Origin of the sequence: Bradyrhizobium sp. JYMT SZCCT0428 (assembly GCF_018131075.1) — a bacterium.
GTDB lineage: Bacteria > Pseudomonadota > Alphaproteobacteria > Rhizobiales > Xanthobacteraceae > Bradyrhizobium.
On record NZ_JAFCLS010000040.1, the window covers coordinates 38731 to 61648 of the forward strand.

The window sequence follows — 22918 nt, forward strand, 5'->3', positions numbered from 1 at the left end:
CCCAGGATCAACTCACTGGGCTGGGACTACTTTCTCTCTCACGGCGAGGTGCCGGGTCGGGCTATCCATTGCGCAAGCAGAAAATGGCGTTCCGTCAACTATAGCAATCTATCCTACATCATTTCCAACGCGGTCGTAACACTCGGCAAAGTAATCCATGAAAACCTTGAGCATGCCGTCGTTCTGATGCTGAGTACGCGCCTGCCACTGGGCGACATAAGTATCCCATAACCGAGCCTTGTTGGAACTTACCATGGCTACCAGGCCGCGATCGGCCTGGGACTTGGTCTCGATCTTTGCGGGATCGAATTCCTCGAGCATCAGCTTTAGGGCCTGCTGCATAGCTGCGTAGGTCTTGACTTGGTGTCGCTTTACGTCGTCGAATGCTTGAATCACTGCTCCATGAGCATCGAGATAGCCGCGGTTCTTGGAGCCAAACATGATGCGCATGGCGTCTTCCGCAGTCGGGGCGAACTTGAGTGGATTGTTGTCGAACGCCTGAATCGTAGTTTGGTCCGCACTTCGGACGAAACGTTTCGCCTGCTGGCGCGCATCGAGAAGTTGTCGCATGTTCTCGAGAACGAGAATTGTCAATTGACCGAGCTGCTCGGCGAATTCGGCTGGATCTCGCGATCCAAACGGATTGTCGGCTAGTCCGGCCCCGCGAGCAAACATTCGGTTGAAATCTGCTCCAACCGCACCTGCCATCGCCGCCGGATACTCCCGCGCAGCTTCGCGATCGGGCTGTTCCGCGCCTTGCTTTTCCGGGCGTTCAAACGCGCTCGGCTTCGCAGGAATCGCAGGCGGTAAACCTCCACGGTTGCCGCTGGAGGTTTCGAACCTGGACGGAAGTGAGTTGTCGGCAGGGGCCGCTTCGGCAGCCCACACGTTTGCTCCAGGGGGGCTAGGTAAAGGTCTGCGCGGATTCGGGGCAGGATTGGGTACTGGTTCCGCAGACCGAACCTTGGAGGCTCCGCTGGACCAACTTTCGTCAAGCTGCGCAACGACATGCGCGGCCTCGGAGCGCAACGGCGCGCTTTGCGGATCGAAGGCCGGTGGGGAATTGGCTGGCGGGACATCGACGGCCCAATCGAGAAAGTCTGGCTGAAGGGGTCTGAGGTCGTTAGAGCCCTTTAGCTCCTTCGGGTCGATGGGGGCCGGTATATCCTCGTTTGGATTCCAAATGGCGGCGTAGTCAGGCGCCGGAACGCTTGACGATGGGGTCGTTGGGGAGATGATCTCTTGGTCAAGTTCTACCGCGATTATATAGTGCCCGACGGCAAATCGATCTCCGTTGCGCAATCGGTGCGGCGCCTTAAGCCGATTGTCGTCGCCTTGCAGAAAGGTTCCGTTGGCGGAGATATCGTGGAGCCAGTACCCGCCATCCCGCCATCGCACTTCGCAGTGCTTGCCGGATATGAGGCGGCTCGAGTCCGGAAGTGTCCAATCGAGATATTGATTGCGACCGATATCGATCCCGCGCTTGCCCTCTATCGAAATGCTCAGTGGCCCGCCGTCTGGCAGGCTCGTTTGGTTCTCAATTCTCAGTGTAAGTGCCATAGCCTGCTTCTTTACAGGGTATCATCCCTTTGTGCATCGCAGCGAACTTTGCGCCTGCCAATACCGTTTCGTCCAGTCGCTTCTAAGCGGGGCGGCCTTTGCCTCCAGTCATCGTCACGCCTCCTACCCCAATCCGGTTTCGGCCAGTTTGATACCTTCAGCAATACAGAACCGCAAACGTGCCAGACGTTCGGCGCTTCCAACCCTTGCAGCACTGAGCAGGATTGCGATGCGGACGGCACGAGCCGTCATATACGGCGGAGTGGGCACGTGTTGTTCACCCAAGGCGTGAAGCCCGCCGGCCCATCCAGCGGCAAGCGCCAGCCAAGTGGCGGGATAGTTTTGGTCGCCATTATTCCCGATATCCAACGCTGTCTGCCTGTGCTGGTCATCGGGCTGATAGGCCCAGGATTCAGCGGCCAAGAAGCCCGGAGACCGGTCTTGCGCGGCATCGATCGTCAGGGTTTTGACACTTCCGCATGCCCACCATACGGCCTCTCGCCGAGGCAAGAGATAGGCGCAGAACGCCACAGCGTCCGGCAGCTTGCCGGCCGACGACAAGGATCTTAGGAAGTCTAACGGTGCTTGGCCGGTCGGCGCTACGCTGATCTTGTGAATCACTTCCGGGAATGCGTCGAACAGGGCCTGAGCGGTTGCGAAACGGACTCGGGACATCAAACAACCTCGGGCGTCGGTATGCGGCGTGTTCGCAAAAAATTCATAAATCGTCAAACCTTCGCATCTTGAACCGGATGTAACAAGGGGCATCGACCGCCCCACGTTGCGAGCCGGTCTAAACGGGTATGCCGGCGACGACGGCGGCCGCGGTAACCAACAGCGGAGTATTGAGGGTGGTGGCGACATTTACCGCGGGTGCCAGGATATTGACCGAGGCGTCTGCCTGAATGTTGACTACGGGAGAACGCATCGAAATCGCCGCTGGCGTGATTGCGATGGTGCTCATGCCAAAACATACGTTAAGCGTGATCCCCATCATTGCGTCGACCGTCTGCTGTCCGATGTCGAGGGTGATGGTTTGATTCCCTAAAATGATCTCCAATGTGTCGTTACCCTTCTGGATCGTCCACGACCGATTGCCGCCCACTGTCCAGGTCTGGTCGCCGCCCATATAGGGTGAATCGGGACTAACCACGCCAACGTTCCCTGTCTGGTTGGCATTGACGTTGACGAGGTGGTCCTTCTGGGCATGCAGCCTGATGAATTCACCGCCTTTCTTGTCCTCGAACATGAATTCATTATAGCCGTGATGGCCTTTCGTGGAGTCCGACTTGGTGCCCGACTGGGTCTTCTTGCCTGGCAGGTCGTAGGGTACCTTGTTGTCGCCATTGTAGACGCATCCGGTGACCAACGGCCGGTCAGGATCGCCTTCAAGGAATTCGACGACTACCTCCATGCCAACACGCGGGATGAATTGCGTGCCCCATTTTTTGCCCGACCAGGCATGAGCGACGCGCACCGGGCAGGATTTCTTCGGCTCGCGATCCCAGAAGAATTGCACCCAGATATGAGCGTCCTCATCGGTCGAGATTTCCTCGCTTTCCTCGCCCTTCTTGCCCACCACCTTAGCGGTTTGGATGCCGCAGATAAGCGGCTTCGGGGTCACCGGGAGCATACGGAAGGGGCGATCGCTCGGCTGAAATTCGTAATTTCCGTAATAGACCTGCTCCTCGGGGCCTCCACCGCCCAAGCCTGTGCGGTAATGCTGGGTGCCAAAGCGGTGCGAGCAACGTACTACCAGGAACTCCCGATTTTCCGTATCGATCGGATGTCGTTCGACCGTGAAGAGGGTGCCTGGAAACAGGGAAGCCGCGTCCCCGTCAACATATCGGCGGTGATCGTACGACTGCTCGGCCTCAAGTCGGAACTTCGAAAACTTGCTTCCCTTGCTCAGTTCGTCATATTTTCCAGGATAGTCATAGACCTCAAGCTTCGCATGCTGGTAGGTCTCCGTCCCCTGATTGGGCGCCCGAAGCTTCTTGCTTGGCTTCTGAGGGTCGTAATCATTAAATTCGATCTTGCCTGTGCGGAAGCGACGTTCCGAAACCCAGGCGCCGAGCAACTGGTCTACGTGCAGTTCTGTGCCCTGCAAAGGCAAGTAGGGTAGCTTGGGGACGTCCGGGTTGGTCTGGTGGGAGGACCGTGAGTCGGCCAGCACCATGATGTGCTTGCCGTTACGGTGCTCGAAGAAATAGTAGATGCCGTACAGTTCCATCAACCGGGAGCAAAAGGCCAAGTCGGTTTCTCGATACTGAACGCAATAGGGGATCTTGTCGTAGTCGCCGGTGAGACGAAATTCAAAATCGGGAAATCCACCCTTCGTGAAAACTTCCTCAATAATTTCCTTGACCTTCTTGTCGAGAAAAATGCGGCAATCGGCCTTGTAGCCCAAGAGATAAAACCAAGGACGCAGCACCAGCCGGTAGTGGAAAAAGTCGTCTGTTTTTCCCACCCATTGTGCTCGGGTGAGAATGCCGTCGAACCTGCGAACCTTGCCCCGATAGGCTTTAAGCTTGATCGTGCACGATTTGCCGAGCGCCGCGTCGAAATTGATGTTCGACTGTTCGCTGAGCGCGTCGACCTGGAATTCGAATAGTTCGCCCAGCCCTTCGGACCCGGTAAATTGGGTCAACACGAGAACGTCTTTGCCCAACGGCGTTGTCAATTCCGCGACGACGTCGGTTTGAGTAAGTGCCATCGAGCCCTCCACCCTCTCACAAAGAGTTCCGGTGGAAAAAGCTATTCGAACCTTCGTATTTTGTCGAGCGACCATCGATTGGGTTCAGTCTACTCTCAGGTGGCTCGCCACGTCTGGGACGTGAGTGCGCGGCACTCACTGAACCAGCCCAGCCGCGGCCAACAATCACGCCTTGTCTTCAGTCCTCTTGGGAAGTTCGCATGACTGATAAAGTTGAAGGCGTCATCCGCCCCTTACGGCAAAATATTCGTGTGAGCCCGTCTTGGGTTGAGGGGTAGCGAGAATTCGGCCCTTGCTATCGAGGTCTCCCCACCTCGGACCCAACCTCATAATGCCCATGAAGTTCGACTGCACGCCGCCCATCGAATCGAAAATTCCGCTCCTGTACTTGAGCTTCATTCCGCCAGGCCAAGGGTCAAGGACGAGAAATTCGCTTCCATCCTCGTTACAACCTACAACCGATACATAGTGCGTCAGGTTTGACGCTTTGATGTGGCCGTTTTGGTCCGTTGCGAATTTATCGTCGTGTACCACGAACAATACTGTCGCCGTACCTTCTGCCAGTGAATTTTTCATGCGCTGTGCACCCGCCTTGATTTCGTCGTTCAGAAAATCAATCGACTTGATGAGCAAGCCGAAGGCGTTCTTCTTCATAGGCTTCATATAAGGCCGCATCCCCCACACATCGTGTGACGACCCGAAGCTGCTTCGGTTGAAAGCATCAATAGCGGCCCCGCAGTTCCATTTTTTTTCAACGTTGGGATCGGTGTTTTGCTTGAGAGGCTGGTCTACCAATCGATCTTGCCAGTCCTTTAAGAACTCCTTTCGAACGGTTTTATCTCCCAAATCATTATTGGCAGGGTCGAAAATTCGACGATAAACCCAAAGATTGAACGGATTTTCGCTACGCCCCAGATCGGCGATCAGATCGTGTTTCATGCCGGTGTGGTTCAGCACGTTGCCGACCCGCAAGCTCAGCATATCATTGGCTGTCCCGCCTGAGTCCCAAACATAGGTGATGCCGCTCGCGTTGGGGACCGCCTCAATCGTAAACTGGACGCGCGCCCGCTTCGCGTCGAACGTCTTGTCGACGATTTTCGCCCATCCGTCTTCCTGCAGCTTGCGCGAGCCGATGACGAGACTCGGGTGGTCGTTCCGCCCCCATCCGTCGTAGAATAGCGTGATCCGCTTCGCTCCGCCGGTCTTGGGTGTGGAGTCTAAAGCGATTTCATTGATGATGGTATTTTTGCCGATCTTGAAATGACCCATGGCGTTCTCCGGTGATTATGAATTCCAGATAATCGCTAGACTAGCTTGGATTATGGGCGCCACATGACGCTTTTTTGTATCGCTGCCGCGGAGGCGCGCGTCGGCGATTCTTAGGAGTGGAGCTTGGGGGTGATGTGCGTTCTCGGTGGCCAGGGGAGGGGGCACCTGCCACGCGGCTTCACGAAGCGGACGGCATGATGCCATGCGGGTGCGATGTCGCGCGGAACACCGCTCTTTGGGGGCGCAATGCCATTGTAGGAAACTGGAATTCCCCGATGACCCTCGGCTTCCACGATCGCGCGGTGTTCGTATTTGCTTTGTTCCGGGCCAAGGCGGGTTGACCGAGGAACTCGGCGGCTTGGGCCAACGGGATCTGCTGTTCAAAACTTGGGCTGGAAGCAGCACAGTGGCAAAGGGATAACAAAGGCGTTATTGGTATCAACTATAGGATTGAACAGGTCATCGGTGAGTGGCCGACTGGCCTTGTTTTGCGAGTAAGACTGCGTTTGAGCAGAAGCCCGAATGGGGGGCGCGTCGGTGTCGGAACAGGACTCATCGGCCATATTGGAGCGCGGCACAGAGCCGTTGCGACCGGTAGTCGCCGAAACGCCAAATCCAGCGCCTCCCGGCGATTTGGATCGCGCAGTCGCCGCGTTCTGTCAGCCGATTTCCGCCGAGGAGCCTTGCGGGCCTGACCTCGATGTCGACGGGGATGCAGCGTATCTTAATTACTTTGCGGCTGTTGAAGGCGTCTTCCCGCCATCATTCTTTTCTGTCGAAGATGGCAAGCCTTTCGATCGTACGACAGTCGACCTGCCCGGACAGATCGATGCGCTTGAGCCACTGTTGCGGCGCACCATCGATGTCCGGTTAATGGTCACGCGCGCTCGCCTGATGGTCCTCAACAGAGATCTGAAAGGGTTCATAGCAAGCATTGCCGCCATAGCCGAGTCGCTTGATTTGTATTGGGATACCGTGCATCCGCGGATTGAGAACGGCGATATGATTGCACGCCAATCAGCTTTGGCGGCGCTCGAATTGCCGACAGTGGTGTTCGCGTTGCAATATACGCCGTTATTCGAGGCTCGTCGGATTGGGGCGATCAGCTATCGCGCCTGGATGATAGCGAATGGGGAAGTCAAGGCGCGCGACGGCGAGCCCACGTCGAATGTTGCCAACATCAGCGCTGCGAGGGGCGATGCCGATCCGGCAACCATTGCTGCTGTACGCAGGGATGTTGGGTTGCTCAGGACTTCCGTCGGCCGCATACGCGGGGCGTTCGCGAAGCACGGGGCTTCGGTTGGCCTCGAAAATCTGCCTGCACTCGTAGACAAGATCGTTACGTTCATCGACCCGCATGCGGCCGAAAGCGTGACCAGTATGGTGGACGGAACTACGGTCGACGACGGTGTGGCAGAAAATGAGGCGGGGACAACCTCGAATTCGCTCGGCACCGCGGGAGGGGCGCTTGCCGACGCAAAAGAAGCGCTGGCGGCGATAGCCGAATACTACGCTCTGTCGGAGCCCTCGAGCCCCACACTTCCGTTGGTTCGGCAGGCACACCAACTGGTCGGCAAGTCATTCTTCGAAGTGATGAGCGTCTTGGTCCCCACGCAGCTGGATAAAGTGGCGTTCCAGATAGGCGGTGATCAGGTATTCGAATTGCCGCTCGGCAAGCTTCCCAAGCCGTCAGAAATAGCGATGCAGCCGGATTCGTTTACTGGAGGCGGTTCTATGGCGGGGGGCATGCCGGCCACAGATGCGGCGCAGCGCCGCTATCGCATCGAATCGCGTCCGCAAGCCATTGCGTTGCTGGAGCAGGTTGAGCGGCACTTTCGCAGAACCGAACCCTCGAGTCCCGTGCCGTGGCTTTGCCAGCGCGCCAGAGCTTTGGCCGAACGGGATTTCATGGCGGTGCTTCGGGATGTGCTGCCGAAGGCCGCACTGAAAAACATTGGTGCCGATAAATAGGTTTTTAACCGTCGCGGAAAGCGGGGCGAAACGTTCATGACAATTGACGGAATAGAAAAAATTCCGTCTAATCAGTAGAACTGATTGATATATCCGCCGGACTGGTCGGTTGTGATGGTTTTGGTTCGACAGCTCGGATTTTAGAATTGGAGCTTTAGATGGCAAAGGATAGCGGCCAGAAATTCATTCGTCGAAATCGCCCGCCGCGGGTGCATATCACCTACGAGAACCCGGCGAATGCGGAGGAAAAGATCGAACTTCCCTTCGTCATGGGAGTAATGTCGGATCTGTCCGGTAATGCGCCGGGCGCCGAAAAAGCGGAAATTGCCGATCGCAAGTTTCTGGATTTCGACATGGACAATCTCGATGCTCGTATGGCGGCAATTCAGCCCGGTGTCAGTTTCCGTGTCGACAACAAGCTGTCTGAACAGTCTGGTGAGAAAATGGGCGTGAGCCTGCGGTTTGACAAAATGGCGGACTTCGAGCCGGCGGCCGTCGCGAAGCAGGTTCCGGCCTTGGCCAAGCTGCTCGAAGCGCGCCAGCAACTCGCCAATCTGCAACGTTACATGGACGGCAAGGTTGCCGCCGAGGCGCAGTTGCGCAAGCTCTTGTCCGACCCGCAACTCATGGCGGCGGTCAAGAACCGTGCGTCCGAGCAGGGCGGCGAGGGCGAAGATAACACTGAGAGCAAATCCTGACCGGAGATTTGGCCATGGCGACCGAAACGGCGGCAACGCAAACCGTCCATGAAGCGCTCCCGGAAACTCGCGGGGCCGATGAGTTCGCGGCGCTACTGAAACAAAGTTTTAAGCCACGAACCGAACGTGCCGCCACCGAAGTTGAAAACGCGGTCCAGACGCTGGTTGAGCAGGCTCTCGCCAACACGAGCCTGATCAAGAACGATGTTCTGGATACGATCGAGGAGATGATCGCACAGCTGGACAAGAAGCTGTCGGCGCAATTGAATGAAGTTCTTCATGCGCCGGAATTTCAGCAAATCGAGAGCGCGTGGCGTGGTCTCAAATATCTCGTGTTCCAGTCCGAGACGGACGCGATGCTTAAGATTCGCGTGATGAATGTCGCCAAAGGCGAGCTTTACCGTCACTTGCGGCAGTACCCTAACGCGGCGTGGGATCAAAGCCCCTTATTTAAAAAGGTGTATGAAGAGGAGTTCGGCCAGTTGGGCGGTCAGCCCTATGGTTGCCTGGTTGGCGACTATTATTTTAGTCACTTGCCGACCGACGTGCAGCTATTGCGGGACATCAGCAAGATCGCTGGTGCGGCACATGCGCCGTTCTTCGCGGCCGCAGATTCGACCCTGATGGGTATGGATTCGTGGAACGAGTTGATGAATCCGCGTGATCTGAGCAAGCTGTTCGATACACCAGAATATGCGGCTTGGAAGTCATTGCGGGATTCCGACGACGCGAAGTATGTTGGCCTTTGCCTGCCGCGTGTGCTTGCCCGGCTGCCGTACGGCGCCAAAACCGAACCTGTCGAAGAGTTCGCCTTCGAAGAGGATACGGACGCTCACAAGGGTGAAAAATACGCATGGATGAATGCGGCCTACTCGATGGCGGCAAATATCAACCGCGCCTTCAAGGAATATGGGTGGTGCGCCCGTATACGCGGCGTTCAATCGGGAGGTGAGGTCGAAGATCTGCCTTCCCACACCTTTCCGACCGATGATGGCGGCGTTGATCTAAAATGCCCGACCGAGATAGCCATCAGCGACCGCCGCGAAGCTGAACTCGCAAAATCAGGATTGATTCCACTGATTCACCGCAAGAACACCGACCGGGCTGCGTTCATCGGTGCCCAATCCCTAGCCAAGCCGAAGGCCTACCAGAATAACCCTGAAGCGACGGCCTCCAGCAATTTGGCATCGCGCTTGCCCTATATGTTTGCGGTCAGTCGATTCGCTCACTTTTTAAAGTGTATGGTGCGCGACAAGGTAGGCTCATATTATGAGAAGGAACAGCTGCAGAAGTGGCTGACGAACTGGATCATGGAATACGTTGACGGTGATCCAAAGAATTCAAGCGAGAGCGTAAAGTGCCGAAGGCCACTGGCTGGTGCGAAGATAACGATCGTTGAAAACGAAGAAAATCCGGGATATTACTCTGCAACCTTCGAGCTGCGGCCACATTTCCAGCTGGAGGGGATGGACATTGGCCTGCGCCTGGTTTCGCGGTTACCCGTTGCGAAGTGAAAATTCATTGAACTACTGAAGCCGATTCGAAGACCAAGATTAGAGGCTTTGCCTCACATCGTGCCGTGATGGTGCGACATGGGGAACGTGATCCTCGGCACAAACGAAGGGGAATTCAAATGGCTGGCGATATGTTTCTGCAGCTTGATGGCATTACGGGCGAATCGATTGACGAAGCAACACCGTCTCACAAGAACGAGATCGATATCATTGGTTGGTCGTTTGGGGTGAGCAACCCGGCGTCCTTCGCGTTGGGGCAGGGCGGTCAGCAAAGCAAGCCCACTTTTTCAGATTTTCATGTCAGCAAGTACGTTGACAAGGCAACTGCTGCTTTGATGAACGCTTCCGCGACCGGGAAACACTTCGCGGGCGGAAAGATCACTTGCCGTAAAGCCAGGGGCGGCAACGACAAACTCGAATACCTGGTCATCAAACTGACGGAAGTCCTGGTGACGAGCGTCCAGCATAGCGGGTCGGGATCTGAGCAATATGTACACGAAAGTGTGACGTTGACCTGCGGTGTCATCGAATTAACCTACCAGGGCCAAGCAGACGCCGACGGCACTCCTGCCGGCAATTTCGACTTCACCTACGATTTGCAGAAGCAGACGGCGAAGCTTAGTTAGCTCCTGATTTGCATTCTATTCGATGGGCACATGTGTCCGCAGTCGCGGCTGGATCCCATGCCGCGATTGAGATCGGCGACCTGTGATCGCAATCTCGCGATAGATTGTTTCGGAAACATGAAAGCTACGCGATGGCCGACCGAGACATTAAGACCCGTCTCAGCCCACCGCTAATGTACGTGTTCCGCTCGGCGCACAATGCCAAGGACGCGCAGAAAACGGTGGACTTGCGCGACGAAGCCGGAGGACGCGTCATCGCGGATCGCAGATTGCGGCCCCGTCAGGTAATCACCGAGCCGGCGCTCCGCCGCGAGGTCGCGCGTGATCTCGATTCATTGTTGAATACGATCGAGATGGCATCGACGATCGATATGGGTCTCACTCCGTATGTCCGCAAATCGATTCTCAACTTTGGTATTCCGGACCTGACTCGCCGCTCGATTGATGAAGCCGGAGTAGATGACATTCCGGAAGAACTCAAGATCGCGATCCTGAATTACGAACCGCGGCTTGCAGCGGCTTCGTTGCAGATTGAGCGGGACAATAGTGTCGATGCGGCCGAGCTCAAGGTGAGATTTGTGGTTCGGGCCGAATTGATATGCCACCCGGTTCACGTTCCGGTGGAATTTGTCGCTGACGTGATCGACACCGGAAAGATTGTCATCAATCGTGTGTGAAATTCAATGAACCGGGAATTTCTCGATCTCTATAATCGGGAACTTCAGTTGCTCAACGAGCAGGCCCGTGAGTTTGCGGGCGAATATCCGGGCATCGCCGAGCGGCTCGGCGGAATACTGGAAGACCGCGTTGATCCGATGATAGGCGGTCTTTTAGAAGGCGCTGCCTTTCTAGCCGCGCGGGTGCAACTGAAGCTGAAGCACGAATTTCCTGAATTCACCAGCAGCCTGCTGGAGCAACTGGCCCCGCATTACCAGGCGCCGACGCCGTCGATGATGTTGGCAAAGGTGGTTCCGGTATACGGCGACGCTGCCTTGCGCGACGGACGCGCGATCGACCGCGGCGCCTATCTCGACGCCACATTTCGTCAACTCGACCGGCAGATTGCGTGCCGCTATCGCCTTTGCAACGATATGGTCGTGTGGCCTTTTGAACTAACAGGAGCTGAATATTATTCATCGCCGGCGCCACTGCAAGCTCTTGGCTTGTCGGTTGGTACCGAGGTGCTGTCAGGCATGCGGTTGACATTTACGCATCGCACGGTGCCGAATTGGGAGGATGAGCCGTCGGACGCGGAGGCAATCAAGAAGCCTGAGATGCATTTCGCCGGCTGCCGTACGTCTGATCTGCCAATCTACTTCGTCGGTTCGGAAGCTGATTCGATCGGGCTCTATGAGCAATTGTTTGCTCACTGTAAGGGTATCTATTTCCGCTGTCTCGACGAATTTGGCGATCCGATTATTCATCGCGCGTCGACGGATTGCCTTCAGCAGGTTGGGTTCGAACGCAATGATGCCCTGTTTCCGAATGACTATCGGGTGTTCGAGGGATTTGATCTCCTGCGAGAATACTTCGTATTTCCACGCAAATTCCTTGGCTGCAACCTGACGCGGCTCGGCGACGTGCTGCCGCTGCTGAAAGCCAAGACGGTTGATGTTTTGATCGCGTTCAATGAAGTCAATGTGCGACTTGCCGCTGCAATACGACCAGAGATGTTTGCGCTGTATGCGGCGCCCGCCATCAACCTGTTCGAAAAGACCACTGACCGCATCGCTCTGAAATCGAATCAGCACGAATACCATGTCGTGCCCGATCGCAGTCACTCCCTCGATTTCGAACCACATCGACTGCTTGATGTCTATGCGCATTACCCAGGTGGGCAGGATAAGGTTCCGGTGCAGCCGCTTTATTCTGCAGCGCTCGACGGATCACACAGCTCAAGTCTCCATTACACCACACGGCGGTTGCCCCGACGGCGCACCGTTGAGGAGAAGCGTACCGGCATTTCTTCCGATTACGTCGGGACAGACATGTTCATCTCGCTCAGCGAACTCGGCGGCATCGATGATGAGGCCGCCATCGCGGAATTGAGCGTGCGGGCGCTATGCTCGAATCGACATTTGACCGAACATCTGCCGATTGGGGCTGGCGGCGCTGATTTCCGTTTGCTCGATGATTTTTCGCTGGATCTGGTATGCGTCGCGGGGCCTACCCCGCCGCGGGAGCCCGTGGTGGCGCAATTGCGCAGCCGCAGCGAAACGGCGCACACCGGCACTGTCACTTGGCGGCTCGTCAACTTACTGAGTACCAATCACCTTGGTCTGGTCGAACGCGGCGCGGGTCGCAATGCGCAGGCGCTCCGCGAAAGCCTAGCAATGTTTGCCGAAATGACCGACAGCGTTACCGAGCGCCGCATTCGTGGCGTCCGAAGTGTCGATAGCCGGCCAATCAATCGACGCATTCGCGAGCGCGGCGGCATCGGAGTCGCGCGCGGGGTAGAGATTAGCGTAACGATTGATGAAAGGGCTTTCGAAGGAACTGGCATTTTTCTACTTGGCGCGGTCCTGGACCGGTTCTTTGCGGAGTATTCCGGCTTCAATCATTTCACCCAGACGGTAATTCACTCTGTGGAGCGTGGAGAGATCATGCGGTGGCCGCCCCGGATGGGGAAGCGACGTCCGCTATGACCTATGCATTGAGGTGGCCATGACGTTTCTCCGTAACCTCGAAGAGGAACCATGGCGCTTCGATTACTTCGCCGTATTGCGGCATCTCGAACGAAAGCACAAGAATCGCCCCCGCATCGGCGAGAGCACTGCCAGGCGTGATGAGTTCGTTCATTTCGGGCAGGATCCTTTCATGGACTTTCCTGCTTCCAATCTTGCGCGGGTAGTGCAGGAGGAGGACAAGACACTCAGGATATTCGTCAAATATCTTGGCCTACTGGGGCCGCAAGGGGCGTTACCTCTCGCAATCACGGAAGAAGCCCATCACTATGTGATCGCTCGAGATGACGCCTTTCCGCGGTTTCTCGATATCTTCAATCATCGATTTATTCAGTTATTTTTCCGTGCTTGGGCGGATTCCAGGCCGATAGCACAACATGACCGACCCGATCTGGACCGCTTCGTGGCATATATCGGTTCTGCAATTGGCCTGGGATCTACGCCCTACCGAGACCTAGACAGTGTGCCGGACGCCGCCAAGCTTGGCTATGCCGGTCTTTTGGGAGCAAAGGCCAAATCCGCGTCGCGTCTCTCGGCGGCAATACAAGGCCTCTTCAAGGTCGACGCAGAGGTGGAAGAATTCGTTGGAACGCGGTTGGCGATTGAAGCGGCGGAATGGTCGATCGTCGGCATGAGATACAACGTTCTTGGTGAAGACGCGCTGCTGGGCCGGACTGTTTTCAGCGTCCAGGACAAGATTCGGATCAGGATCTTTACCAGAAGTCTGGCGCAGTACATGCGCTTTCTGCCAAGCGGTGATCTGTGCGAGCCTCTCGCTGACCTCGTATTCTTCTACAATGGCGAGGAACTCGACTGGGACGCCGAGTTGGCCATTCCGTCGGGCGCTGCGGAGCCCATCCGGCTCGGCCAATTCGGTCAGCTTGGTTGGACCACCTGGATGTCGCCAAACTGGACATTGAAGGATGCATTCCGGCGTGATGCGCGATTTCATCCTTCCGACCGTATGAAACACAAGCGTTCGCGAAAAGCCGCGGACGGACAACGAAGGGGGAACTGATGGCCGACATTAGTCTTGAGGCGGTCGCAGGCAAGCTCAACAGGGTTGGATATGAAGCGTTCTTCAAGGCGCTGCGACAGGCCAAGGGCGCGGGCAACCGCAACGTCGAGCTTGCGCACTGGCTTGCCCATATCCTGCAGAGCGAGCGTAGCGATATTGGCCTAACACTGAATCATTTCAGCATCGACCACGGCAGGCTGATGGCGAACGTGACTGCAGTGGTCAACAGCTTCCGTAAGAACGAAACCGAGATGCCCGCGGTATCTAACACGGTCATGGATCTGCTTGATCGCGGTTGGCATTACGCCACCCTGTTTTTCGGGGAAACCCAGATTCGGACCGGCCACGTTCTGGTTGGCGCACTGCAATCACGCGAACTCGCGCGCGCGTTCATCAGCCTTTCCCCGGAATTCAGCAAGATATCGGTCGATGTGTTGACTGCGGAATACCGAAATATTTGGGCAGGATCTGAGGAAGAAACCCTGCGTCCGATGGACGGGTCGGGGCTTGTCGCTCCAGGTGCGGCCGGTGCCGGTCATTCTGCCAGCCAAAAAGGCACAACGGCTCTTGATCGTTTTTCTCAAGATCTCACGGCCAAGGCGCGATCGGGCGAGATGGACCCTATCCTCGGCCGCGACGAGGAAGTTCGACAAATAATCGATGTTTTGATGCGAAGGCGTCAGAACAATCCTATCCTTACCGGCGAAGCCGGGGTCGGAAAGACTGCGGTGGTCGAGGGCTTTGCCCAGCGTATTGCGGCGGGCGAAGTGCCGCCGCCGCTTCGCAACGTGAGGCTGTGCGTGCTCGATGTGGGCCTGATGCAAGCCGGCGCTTCGATGAAGGGTGAGTTTGAACAGCGCCTGCGGTCGGTGATCGACGAGGTGCAACAATCGCCGACCCCAATAATCCTGTTTATCGACGAAGCTCATACGTTGATCGGGGCAGGCGGGTCGGCGGGCACGGGTGATGCGGCCAATCTGCTCAAGCCGGCTTTGGCGAGGGGGACGCTCCGGACCATCGCTGCAACCACGTGGTCGGAATACCGCCAGTATATCGAAAAAGATCCTGCACTCACGCGGCGCTTCCAGCCCATTCAGATCAATGAGCCGGACGTTCAGAAATGCTGCGACATGTTACGCGGAATTCTAGGTCCCATGGAGAAGCATCATAAGGTGCGGATTTCCGACGCCGCTATCGTTGCTGCTGTAAACCTTTCACATCGTTACATTCCCTCGCGGCAGCTACCGGACAAGGCCGTGAGTCTTCTGGATACTGCTTCGGCCCGTGTCGCCATCAGCCAGAGCGCAGTTCCGGCGTTGATCGAAGACGTGACCTCTTCGATCGCCGCCTACGAGAACGAGAAGGCCGCATTGATCGATGATAACGATCTCGGCGTGGTTGGCGAAGAAAGGATTGGCGCGATCGATGGCGAAATTGCCGCGTTAACGGAGAAGCTTACGGCCCTGGATGCAGAATGGGCAGCCGAAAAGAAAATTGTCGATAGCATTCGCAGCCTACGAGACATCCTCAATCCTGCCGAGACCGATGCGGGATCCACACCTCCATCAGAGTCTCAGCCAGCCGAACCTGTTGATAAGGAGGAAGTGCGCAAACAGCTTCGTCAAACATTCACCGACCTTGAGGCGAGAGACCCCGAAAAGCGCATGGTCTTCGCCCATGTCGATGAACAAGTTGTGGCGTCCATTGTCTCCGACTGGACGGGAATTCCGGTCGGACGCATGTTGAAAGACGAGATCGAGAACGTACTTCGCCTGCCGGAGATTCTGAACAGGCGTGTGGTCGGGCAATCCCATGGTCTGGCCACGATTGCCAAGCGAATTGAAACCAACCGTGCCAAGCTCGACAATCCCAACAAGCCTATCGGCGTTTTCATGCTGTGCGGGCCGTCCGGTGTCGGCAAGACCGAAACGGCATTGGCACTTGCGGAAGCGCTCTATGGTGGCGAGAACAACATAATCACAATAAACATGTCGGAATTCCAGGAAGCACATACGGTTTCATCGCTGAAAGGGGCACCTCCCGGGTATGTTGGCTTTGGGGAGGGGGGGCGGCTTACCGAGGCCGTTCGACGCAAGCCGTATAGCGTTGTCTTGCTCGATGAAGTAGAAAAGGCTCACGCGGATGTTCATGAGATATTCTTCCAGGTATTCGACAAGGGATTCATGGATGATGGAAATGGCCGCCGGATTGATTTCAAGAATACCTTGATCATACTTACGACGAACGTCGGCACGGATCTGATCATGGGGCTATCCGCAGATCCGAAGTATCGCGAGGATTCGGAGGCTTTGGCTCAGGAATTGCGGCCTGAACTATTGAAAGTATTTCCGCCGGCGCTGCTTGGGCGAATGGTTTCCATTCCTTACTATCCGCTATCGAACAAGATGTTGGGCGGCATCGTGCGGTTGGCCCTGGATCGTATCGGTAGGCGCGTTCAGGAGAACCACAAGGCGGACTTCAAATACGATCAGGCTGTCGTCGATCACATCGTCTCGATGTGCAATGACCCGGATTCCGGCGGGCGCATGATCGATAACATCATCAACAACACGCTGCTGCCGGCGATGTCGCGCGAATTCCTGAAACGCTCGCTTGCGAAACAGGAATTGAAAGAAGCGAAGGTCACGATTGAGAATGATGACTTTGCATATGCGTGGATATGATCAGTTGTAGGGGCAACCCAGACAGTCTGCAGAATACGACAGGGATGAATCGATGGCCAAAAACCGTTTCGAGCAGGTTGATGAGATTCAACCGGATGCGATTAATCTGACCCTTATCAACAAGGGGGATACGCAGGTCGGAATCGTGCACTGTCCAAAAACGGCCGCACCGGACAGAGTGCCGGCGGACATGACAAGTGCGGAAGTCCCCGCACTGCAAGCGGTCGGAGCGGCCGTTGAACTGGCGAATTCCAAGAAAATTCCGATTGTGGTGATTGATCCTGACAAGGTCTGGAAAAGCGAGTGGGGCGATTTGTGGCGCTACGAAGAAGATTGAGATCACGAAATTCGCAATGGACAGACCCCAGGGTTGCGCAACTTCGCGGATAATTTTGTCGTACGCTATTGATGGAGGAAGCACACTAATGAGCGCAGGTTATGTCGTCGCCCGAGAAAATTTCAAAGAGGCTGCAAAGCACGTTTCTGCCGAAACTGACCCCGTCATGTTCAATCTGCTCTATGGTCTGCAAAGCCTGACCAATCAGATTGAGTCTGATTTTGCGGCCCTCTGGACTCGTCTGCAGGACCAGAAAACCTCGAAAAATCCGAACAAGAAGAGGATTGTCGTTGCAAAAAAATCTCGCAAGAAAAGCGGGAAGAAGCGAGCCAGGAAATGAACCGTTGATCCCTAGGGCATTGCGGCGAGATTTCCGTAAGTCTGTTCCAGGTCTCAAGGCACTGACTCTCGAACGGGCATTAGACCTGGGGACAGAACGACGGCGCTTGTCTGTAGGGTTGGTCAGTCCGCAAACCTGGATTCGAAATCTATCGAGGTTCGGTAATACCGTTCATCGTATCCATCCGGGCCATATTTCCCGCCAGCTTTGAACTTCCCAAAATCGCCTTGATCAGGGTGACGTCAGAAGCAGGGCAGGTGAACGTTCGTCTCGGGTCCTTGTTGTATTCTATGAGTCTCCTCGCAAGACTGGCAACCGGCGGCGTGAGATGCGGCACATCTAGTGAGTTGGCTTCACCTTGTGTGACAATGGAGTAGACCGTTTCCGCCAGGTAAGCCGCCGCTTCCCCCGGCCCCTTTGAAATGACAAGGCCGCGATTTGTGGCGTCGATGACCGCGTGCGTCGCCTCATGCACAAGCTCGTGGGGACGTACGTCCGGCGATACAAGAAAAATGGTGTCACTCTCGTGGTCGTATCCGTTGAAGCCCTCGGCTTTGATGTGAACGCGATTTCTCGCGATGGCATCGCCGATATACCCGAACATGAAGCTTCGTATCTGGACGTTGTCCAATTTGAAGCGGATGTTGTTGCAAGCAGGAGATGTCAGAATCCCCTTTGCTCTTGATCGAAACGAGGGCAGGTCGGTCATTTCTATCCTAACTGTGCACTATGCACTCGCAAGATGCCCAATAAATAAGGTAGTCAATACGCATTGGCATTTGGCTCGATTTCATTTTCCAGAACTATTCGCAGCCTCAAAAACTAATAGTTGAGCGACTTAAAATTGGTGTTTGATCGCGTTCGTAGCTGCTCAAGCAGGGGTCTTACGCGCAGCCATGGTCCATGGCTTCACGTGTTAGCCGCTCGACCCGCGCAACCAGTTGACCGGAAGAAGCTCGGTGGTATGTTCTATGAAATACGCGGCAGTATACGCTATCATTTTAAAATAATTCAAGGAGGTCGCGATATGGCGAGCTTCGAAATGTATCCGCGTGAAGCGGAATCAAAAAAGTTCGCATCTCACGGTGGCAGTAATGCCTCCCTCGCAATAGTTGCGGGTCCTTCGAATAGTGTCCACGTCGCGTTGCGTGATGGCGTCTGGGGCGATCAGGAGATGGATGTCGACGTCCAGATTCCCGGCGGCCAGTTTATAAAAATCGAACCAGCGTTCCTCACCGCCGGGGATGGGCTGCGCATATTCCGGCTAACCGGACAAAAAGATGGCATTGCTACCATAACTGCAAGCGTCCATCTCTCCAGCGCGGTCAAGGCAAGTTTATCGGTCCTTGTGAAGAGTGAACAGGGCTCGTCGCCTTCGACCGCTCCGAAAGCCATCATTGGTGGCCCGTTAGCGAATTTCGAGGCCGGATTCATCGAAGGGCTGTATACGGCCAACGGTACGTATGCTGCAAAAAAACTAGCCGAGGCGGTGCAAACGCAGCCTGGCCGATTCGCAATGGGTTATGCCGACGGTGTCATTTCTGGTTTGTGGGCCGGCGTGAAGGATCTCGTCGATGGACTAGCGGCTCTTGGCTCAATAGCTCCGTATGTCGGCGGGGCCATCGTTATGCCAGGGGTTGCAGTAGCGGCACTTGCGTACAAGCTATCCGACCGAGAATTCAGAAAAAAAATAGCAGACAAGGCTGAATGGGCTCAATCGGTCGCCGAAGCGGCCAAACGCGTTGTGGTGGAGTTCGAGAAGGACAAGACCGGCTCTGTTGTCAAATACCTCGCCGCTTCGAAAGACGCGGGACGCAAGGTCGGAGAGGCGTTCGCGACCGAGATTGACAACAGAATCAAAACCGGAGATCCAATTCTATATGGTCAATGGATCGGTTGGGCTGTCGGCCGAATTGCATTTGAGATTATTGTCCTGCTTGTGACCGAAGGCATTGGCGATGCAGTAAAGGCAGCTAGCGTCGGCGGCCAAGGTTTGAAGGGGGTCCAAGCGGTAGGTGAAGCGGCTGAGCTATTCGCTCGTATCAGGGGCAAGCTTCAGGAGGTTTTAAAAAGCCTGCCGGCGCTGGAAAGTTTCGTCAAAACCTTGACAAGGACGAAGTCGGCAGCGGAAGCTGGGGCGCTCGCCAAGGCTATCACAGAGGCGGCAGAAGCTGCGGCGCGTGCGAGCAAAGCTGTCGAAGCCGCCAAGGGCGCGGCTGGGACAGCTGAGGCGGCGGAAGCTATCGCGAGAGCGGAAGAGGCCGTAAAGTTCGCAGAAGCTGCAAAGAACGCTAAGACCCCGGCAGAAGCGGCCGAGGCCGCCGCCAAGGCAAAGACTGCCGCTGAAGCTGCGGAGCAAGCTGCAGCAAAGGCGAAACCGGTACCGGCTGCAGGCGCCGCGTCCAAAGGTACCGTGGCCTCGCTACAGTTGGACACAGTAAGCGGCATCAACTCAACTGAACGTACAGCAATGGAAGCTTTGGATGAGGGCGCTTGGACGCGAATAAATGACTACGCGAAAGGAAATAAAAACGTCTATTCGGTAAAAGGTAAAATCGCGGAGGAAGTATTTAGAGTTGGTAGTAAATTTACGGAATTCAAGCAGCAGGTACTTCAGCTGGCCAAACAGCGGGGTATACCGGATAACGCGATCCGCTTTATAGGTGATGCTAGCGGGCGTACTCCGACACGCGTAGGCATGGGGTCAGTCGGCGAGCTAACGGATGGAATGTTTGTCGCAGAGCATGAAGGAAAGTTGCACGTATTAGGCGTCATTGAGTCGAAGTCTCCGTCGAACTTGGGAGAACTCGCTGCAAAAAAGGCGGGAGGAAAAACGGAATTTTTGGGTCAGCTTGAATGGGATTTTGAGAGATTGAAAGAAGTGCCCACAAAGGTCGGCGAGCACTGGTATCAACCCGAGAACGTTGTTGTGAGTCGAAGGTCGACCGCGTGGATGGGGGTGACTCCCGCAGAAAAGAACTTGTCAAAGGCGGCGGCAGGGCGCATTCAAGCTGGTCTGCCGAACTTTAGCAGCGTTCAGAACATAGTTCGTGATGAAATTTTGAACGAGATCTCCCGCCGAATTTTAGCTTTAAAATAAATAACCTCGAGTGGCGGTCCAGAGGTGAACAAAGATGCTATTTCAGTCAAGCGGCAATAAATGAACTTCTGAGAAGATTGACCGCTGACTTCCAGGCGACACGCGTCGCGTGCCTGTTCAGCAGCCGTGATGATTGCTTTTCGCGCGCAGCATGATCTCTGATTTCCCAGAAGGTTCGTAATAGCCAAAACGTCCACAACTTCGCTGATGACGTTCGTCCATCTCCCTCGCGGCAACTCATAGGGCAAGAAGCGCGACCTGGGATCAAGCGAACCAAGCCGCCACACCGGGGAGTTTCCGGATTGCGGTGACTAGAAAATGGACGTGCACTGAGAAAATTGGAAGATGGAGTCAGTTCGAGGTATTAAAGCAAGAAGCAAAAGCTTATCCAGGGAGACTTGCGGACCTTGCGACACGAAAGGTGGAAGAGATCGCGACGTTCGCGCCCGGGACCGCATCTAACCCCAAGCACTGGCGAATGTTGGCTCAAATCGGACGCGGAAGCGTTAGGAATCCCTCGGAGGGGGCTGGTAGGCCCGCCTATCCCGTGATTTGATGTTAAGCTCGCTTGAGGTTTAATCTGCTGGGATTCGATAGCAATTTTACCGGAAGTTCGCCATCCGAGTTTGGGGGAGGCAGCTATTGAAGCGGAAGATTGCGGCCCTTCTCGCTGCTGATCTCGTTGGATACAGTCGGCTCATGGCGGAGGATGAAGAGGAGACGATGCGCCGTCTCATGTCCTATCGAGCCGTCTTTGATGATTTTATCACCAGGGCCGAGGGTCGAATCTTCAACACCGCCGGTGATGCGGTCCTCGCAGAATTTCCGAGCGCAGTTGATGCGGTTCGGGCTGCGATCGATATTCAGGAATCGCTAAGAACCCGCAATATGAGCTACCCACCCAGCCGTCATATGGTCTTTAGAATCGGCCTGACCATTGGTGATGTGATCGAGCGCGAGGGTGATCTTCTTGGCGATGGCGTCAATGTCGCGGCACGCCTACAAGGCCTGGCAACTCCTGGCGGTATCTGTGTTTCCCGATCGGTCCACGAACAGGTCGCTGATAAGCTCTCTGTCATATTCAGCGATCTTGGTCCGCAAGACGTTAAAAATCTTCCACGCCCTGTTCATGCTTATCTCGTTCAGCTCGAGCAGGCACCTTCAGAACATGCTTCGGTCGCCAACGCCAAGGCGCAAGCCGATGCAGTGAATCGATTGTCGACAACTTTGCTTGCCATCATCGTCGCCCTGGCGATCGCGCTCGGAGCCATGGGCAGTTTTGTAATCATTAACAAGCCCTGGTCGCGGCAGGAAACCACGCTCAAAAAAGAGGTAGCAACTGCTGTGCCGGCACCGGTGGCAGCAAGTTCTGAGGTTCGGGCAAATCCCTCCGCAGCCGCCAAGCTATCTGCCCCGTCCTCATCCAGTGAAGCTTCGCCCACCGTTCCCGTCAGGAGCTTTGCCGATAGATTGACGGCGATCCTGGAAAAGGGAGCTCCCAAGGAATCATCCCAGTCGCGCAAGGATAGCGTTTCCGCTTTTTCTACTCTGGCCAGTCATCGGGCAATGGCTATCGCACCGCGAGCAAAGGGACATTGGCGAACGGGAGGTTGGCCTTCGCGGCCAGTTATGCCAACTTTGCTGGCCCGAAAGCGGCTGCGTTTCATGCCGAGGGGCTTTTCACGATAGCAACCGGAGGTGGTATCCAGAGAGCGATGGAGGAGCGCGCTCTGAAAGATTGCAATGCTTATCCTGAGCGAGCGCGATCCGGGAATCGCCCTTGCTACTTGTACGCCGTCGGAAATCGCGTTGTCCTCCCACTGCGTCATACCTCACCATTAACGGAAGAGACTGAGACCCTTAAAGAAGCCACACCTTCGAGCCCAGCGCCTAACCCAATTTCATTTGAATCCGCGCTTCTGGCTGCCATGCAGGAAATCGCGCCTGCGATGTCGGAAACGATACGCGCTCGAGAGGGATCGTTATATATCACCTCTGGCAAGCATAAAGCGCTGGCGATGCACCCGCCCTACGATAGTTGGCGGAGGACGTTCTTGCCAAATGAGAGAGCAGCCGAAGAAGTCGCACTGGAGGGATGCGAGGTTCGGCATGGAACTCCATGCGTTCTGTTGGCAATCAACGATAGCCTTAGACAACGGTCCGCAGTCGGAGAATGGCAAAAGAGGGCTATGCCGCGAGTTAGCTATGCCGGTCCTTACGACCCACAGCAAATACCTACGCTGAAAGAATCGGATCGAGCCCGGCCAGATGTTGTGAATTACAGGTCAATGACCGGGCCAAAAGCTACAGCAATCCATCCTTGGGGCGTCTTTTTTGTGGTAGCGGGTGCCGAATCGCAACATTCCGCTGAAGCAAAGGCACTGTCGAATTGTAATGATGA

16 protein-coding genes and 1 pseudogene are annotated in these 22918 nt (G+C 55.6%); 12 read left to right on the forward strand and 5 right to left on the reverse strand.

Annotated features, from left to right (window positions below):
- Positions 1 to 108 precede the first annotated feature (108 nt).
- The 4 genes from tagH to JQ575_RS32015 form a co-directional block, all read right to left on the reverse strand.
- The gene (tagH, locus tag JQ575_RS32000; RefSeq protein WP_212037167.1) at positions 109 to 1560 is read right to left on the reverse strand and encodes a type VI secretion system-associated FHA domain protein TagH; all 1452 of its coding nucleotides are present in this window, start codon (positions 1558 to 1560) and stop codon (positions 109 to 111) included.
- Between the two features lie 123 nt (positions 1561 to 1683).
- The gene (locus JQ575_RS32005; RefSeq protein WP_212037168.1) at positions 1684 to 2292 is read right to left on the reverse strand and encodes a DUF6931 family protein; all 609 of its coding nucleotides are present in this window, start codon (positions 2290 to 2292) and stop codon (positions 1684 to 1686) included.
- 61 nt (positions 2293 to 2353) lie between these two features.
- Positions 2354 to 4276: a type VI secretion system Vgr family protein gene (locus JQ575_RS32010; RefSeq protein WP_212037169.1), complete on the reverse strand. Its 1923-nt coding sequence runs from the start codon at positions 4274 to 4276 to the stop codon at positions 2354 to 2356.
- Positions 4277 to 4498: 222 nt separating this feature from the next.
- Entirely contained in the window at positions 4499 to 5545 is a 1047-nt protein-coding gene (locus JQ575_RS32015) for a hypothetical protein (protein WP_212037170.1), read from the reverse strand.
- A 537-nt stretch (positions 5546 to 6082) separates the two neighbouring features.
- Here JQ575_RS32015 and JQ575_RS32020 point away from each other — a divergent pair.
- The 10 genes from JQ575_RS32020 to JQ575_RS32065 all read left to right on the forward strand — a co-directional run bounded on the left by JQ575_RS32020 (position 6083) and on the right by JQ575_RS32065 (position 17417).
- Positions 6083 to 7516 carry a type VI secretion system ImpA family N-terminal domain-containing protein gene (locus JQ575_RS32020; RefSeq protein ID WP_212037171.1) on the forward strand — a complete coding sequence of 478 codons (1434 nt, stop codon included), beginning with the start codon at positions 6083 to 6085 and terminating at the stop codon, positions 7514 to 7516.
- Positions 7517 to 7674: 158 nt separating this feature from the next.
- Positions 7675 to 8214 (forward strand): type VI secretion system contractile sheath small subunit, encoded by a 540-nt coding sequence (gene tssB / locus JQ575_RS32025; protein ID WP_212037172.1) that lies wholly within the window; start codon positions 7675 to 7677, stop codon positions 8212 to 8214.
- Between the two features lie 14 nt (positions 8215 to 8228).
- Positions 8229 to 9728, forward strand: a complete 1500-nt coding sequence (gene tssC, locus JQ575_RS32030) for a type VI secretion system contractile sheath large subunit (RefSeq protein ID WP_212037173.1) — start codon at positions 8229 to 8231, stop codon at positions 9726 to 9728.
- Between the two features lie 119 nt (positions 9729 to 9847).
- Entirely contained in the window at positions 9848 to 10354 is a 507-nt protein-coding gene (locus JQ575_RS32035) for a type VI secretion system tube protein Hcp (protein ID WP_212037174.1), read from the forward strand.
- A 131-nt stretch (positions 10355 to 10485) separates the two neighbouring features.
- Positions 10486 to 11031, forward strand: coding sequence for a type VI secretion system baseplate subunit TssE (tssE, locus tag JQ575_RS32040; protein WP_249167030.1), 546 nt, complete (start codon positions 10486 to 10488; stop codon positions 11029 to 11031).
- 6 nt (positions 11032 to 11037) lie between these two features.
- On the forward strand, positions 11038 to 12999 hold the full coding sequence (tssF, locus tag JQ575_RS32045) for a type VI secretion system baseplate subunit TssF (RefSeq protein WP_212037175.1): 1962 nt from the start codon (positions 11038 to 11040) through the stop codon (positions 12997 to 12999).
- A 19-nt stretch (positions 13000 to 13018) separates the two neighbouring features.
- A complete protein-coding gene (gene tssG, locus JQ575_RS32050) occupies positions 13019 to 14056 on the forward strand; it encodes a type VI secretion system baseplate subunit TssG (protein ID WP_212037176.1) in 1038 nt (345 codons plus the stop codon).
- Positions 14056 to 16740 carry a type VI secretion system ATPase TssH gene (gene tssH, locus JQ575_RS32055; protein WP_212037177.1) on the forward strand — a complete coding sequence of 895 codons (2685 nt, stop codon included), beginning with the start codon at positions 14056 to 14058 and terminating at the stop codon, positions 16738 to 16740. Before tssG ends, tssH begins: the two co-directional genes overlap by 1 nt.
- A 52-nt stretch (positions 16741 to 16792) precedes the next feature.
- Positions 16793 to 17077, forward strand: a complete 285-nt coding sequence (locus JQ575_RS32060; protein WP_212037178.1) for a hypothetical protein — start codon at positions 16793 to 16795, stop codon at positions 17075 to 17077.
- A gap of 88 nt (positions 17078 to 17165) precedes the next feature.
- Entirely contained in the window at positions 17166 to 17417 is a 252-nt protein-coding gene (locus tag JQ575_RS32065) for a hypothetical protein (protein ID WP_212037179.1), read from the forward strand.
- 148 nt (positions 17418 to 17565) lie between these two features.
- On the opposite strand, the gene JQ575_RS32070 is transcribed toward JQ575_RS32065, so the two are convergent.
- Positions 17566 to 18126, reverse strand: a complete 561-nt coding sequence (locus JQ575_RS32070) for a hypothetical protein (RefSeq protein ID WP_212037180.1) — start codon at positions 18124 to 18126, stop codon at positions 17566 to 17568.
- Positions 18127 to 18381: 255 nt separating this feature from the next.
- Here JQ575_RS32070 and JQ575_RS32075 point away from each other — a divergent pair, with 255 nt between their 5' ends.
- Both JQ575_RS32075 and JQ575_RS46635 read left to right on the forward strand, forming a co-directional pair.
- On the forward strand, positions 18382 to 20517 hold the full coding sequence (locus JQ575_RS32075; RefSeq protein ID WP_212037181.1) for a hypothetical protein: 2136 nt from the start codon (positions 18382 to 18384) through the stop codon (positions 20515 to 20517).
- A 642-nt stretch (positions 20518 to 21159) separates the two neighbouring features.
- Positions 21160 to 21661: pseudogene (locus tag JQ575_RS46635) on the forward strand (adenylate/guanylate cyclase domain-containing protein); the annotation flags it as partial.
- Positions 21662 to 22918 lie beyond the last annotated feature (1257 nt).

Excerpts from the sequence above, each read along its gene's own strand:
- tagH (WP_212037167.1), bottom strand. The coding sequence starts at position 1,560 with ATGGCACTTACACTGAGAATTGAGAACCAAACGAGCCTGCCAGACGGC.
- JQ575_RS32010 (WP_212037169.1), bottom strand. The coding sequence starts at position 4,276 with ATGGCACTTACTCAAACCGACGTCGTCGCGGAATTGACAACGCCGTTG.
- JQ575_RS32015 (WP_212037170.1), bottom strand. The coding sequence starts at position 5,545 with ATGGGTCATTTCAAGATCGGCAAAAATACCATCATCAATGAAATCGCT.
- tssB (WP_212037172.1), top strand. The coding sequence starts at position 7,675 with ATGGCAAAGGATAGCGGCCAGAAATTCATTCGTCGAAATCGCCCGCCG.
- tssC (WP_212037173.1), top strand. The coding sequence starts at position 8,229 with ATGGCGACCGAAACGGCGGCAACGCAAACCGTCCATGAAGCGCTCCCG.
- JQ575_RS32035 (WP_212037174.1), top strand. The coding sequence starts at position 9,848 with ATGGCTGGCGATATGTTTCTGCAGCTTGATGGCATTACGGGCGAATCG.
- tssE (WP_249167030.1), top strand. The coding sequence starts at position 10,486 with ATGGCCGACCGAGACATTAAGACCCGTCTCAGCCCACCGCTAATGTAC.
- tssF (WP_212037175.1), top strand. The coding sequence starts at position 11,038 with ATGAACCGGGAATTTCTCGATCTCTATAATCGGGAACTTCAGTTGCTC.
- tssG (WP_212037176.1), top strand. The coding sequence starts at position 13,019 with ATGACGTTTCTCCGTAACCTCGAAGAGGAACCATGGCGCTTCGATTAC.
- tssH (WP_212037177.1), top strand. The coding sequence starts at position 14,056 with ATGGCCGACATTAGTCTTGAGGCGGTCGCAGGCAAGCTCAACAGGGTT.
- JQ575_RS32060 (WP_212037178.1), top strand. The coding sequence starts at position 16,793 with ATGGCCAAAAACCGTTTCGAGCAGGTTGATGAGATTCAACCGGATGCG.
- JQ575_RS32065 (WP_212037179.1), top strand. The coding sequence starts at position 17,166 with ATGAGCGCAGGTTATGTCGTCGCCCGAGAAAATTTCAAAGAGGCTGCA.
- JQ575_RS32070 (WP_212037180.1), bottom strand. The coding sequence starts at position 18,126 with ATGACCGACCTGCCCTCGTTTCGATCAAGAGCAAAGGGGATTCTGACA.
- JQ575_RS32075 (WP_212037181.1), top strand. The coding sequence starts at position 18,382 with ATGTTCTATGAAATACGCGGCAGTATACGCTATCATTTTAAAATAATT.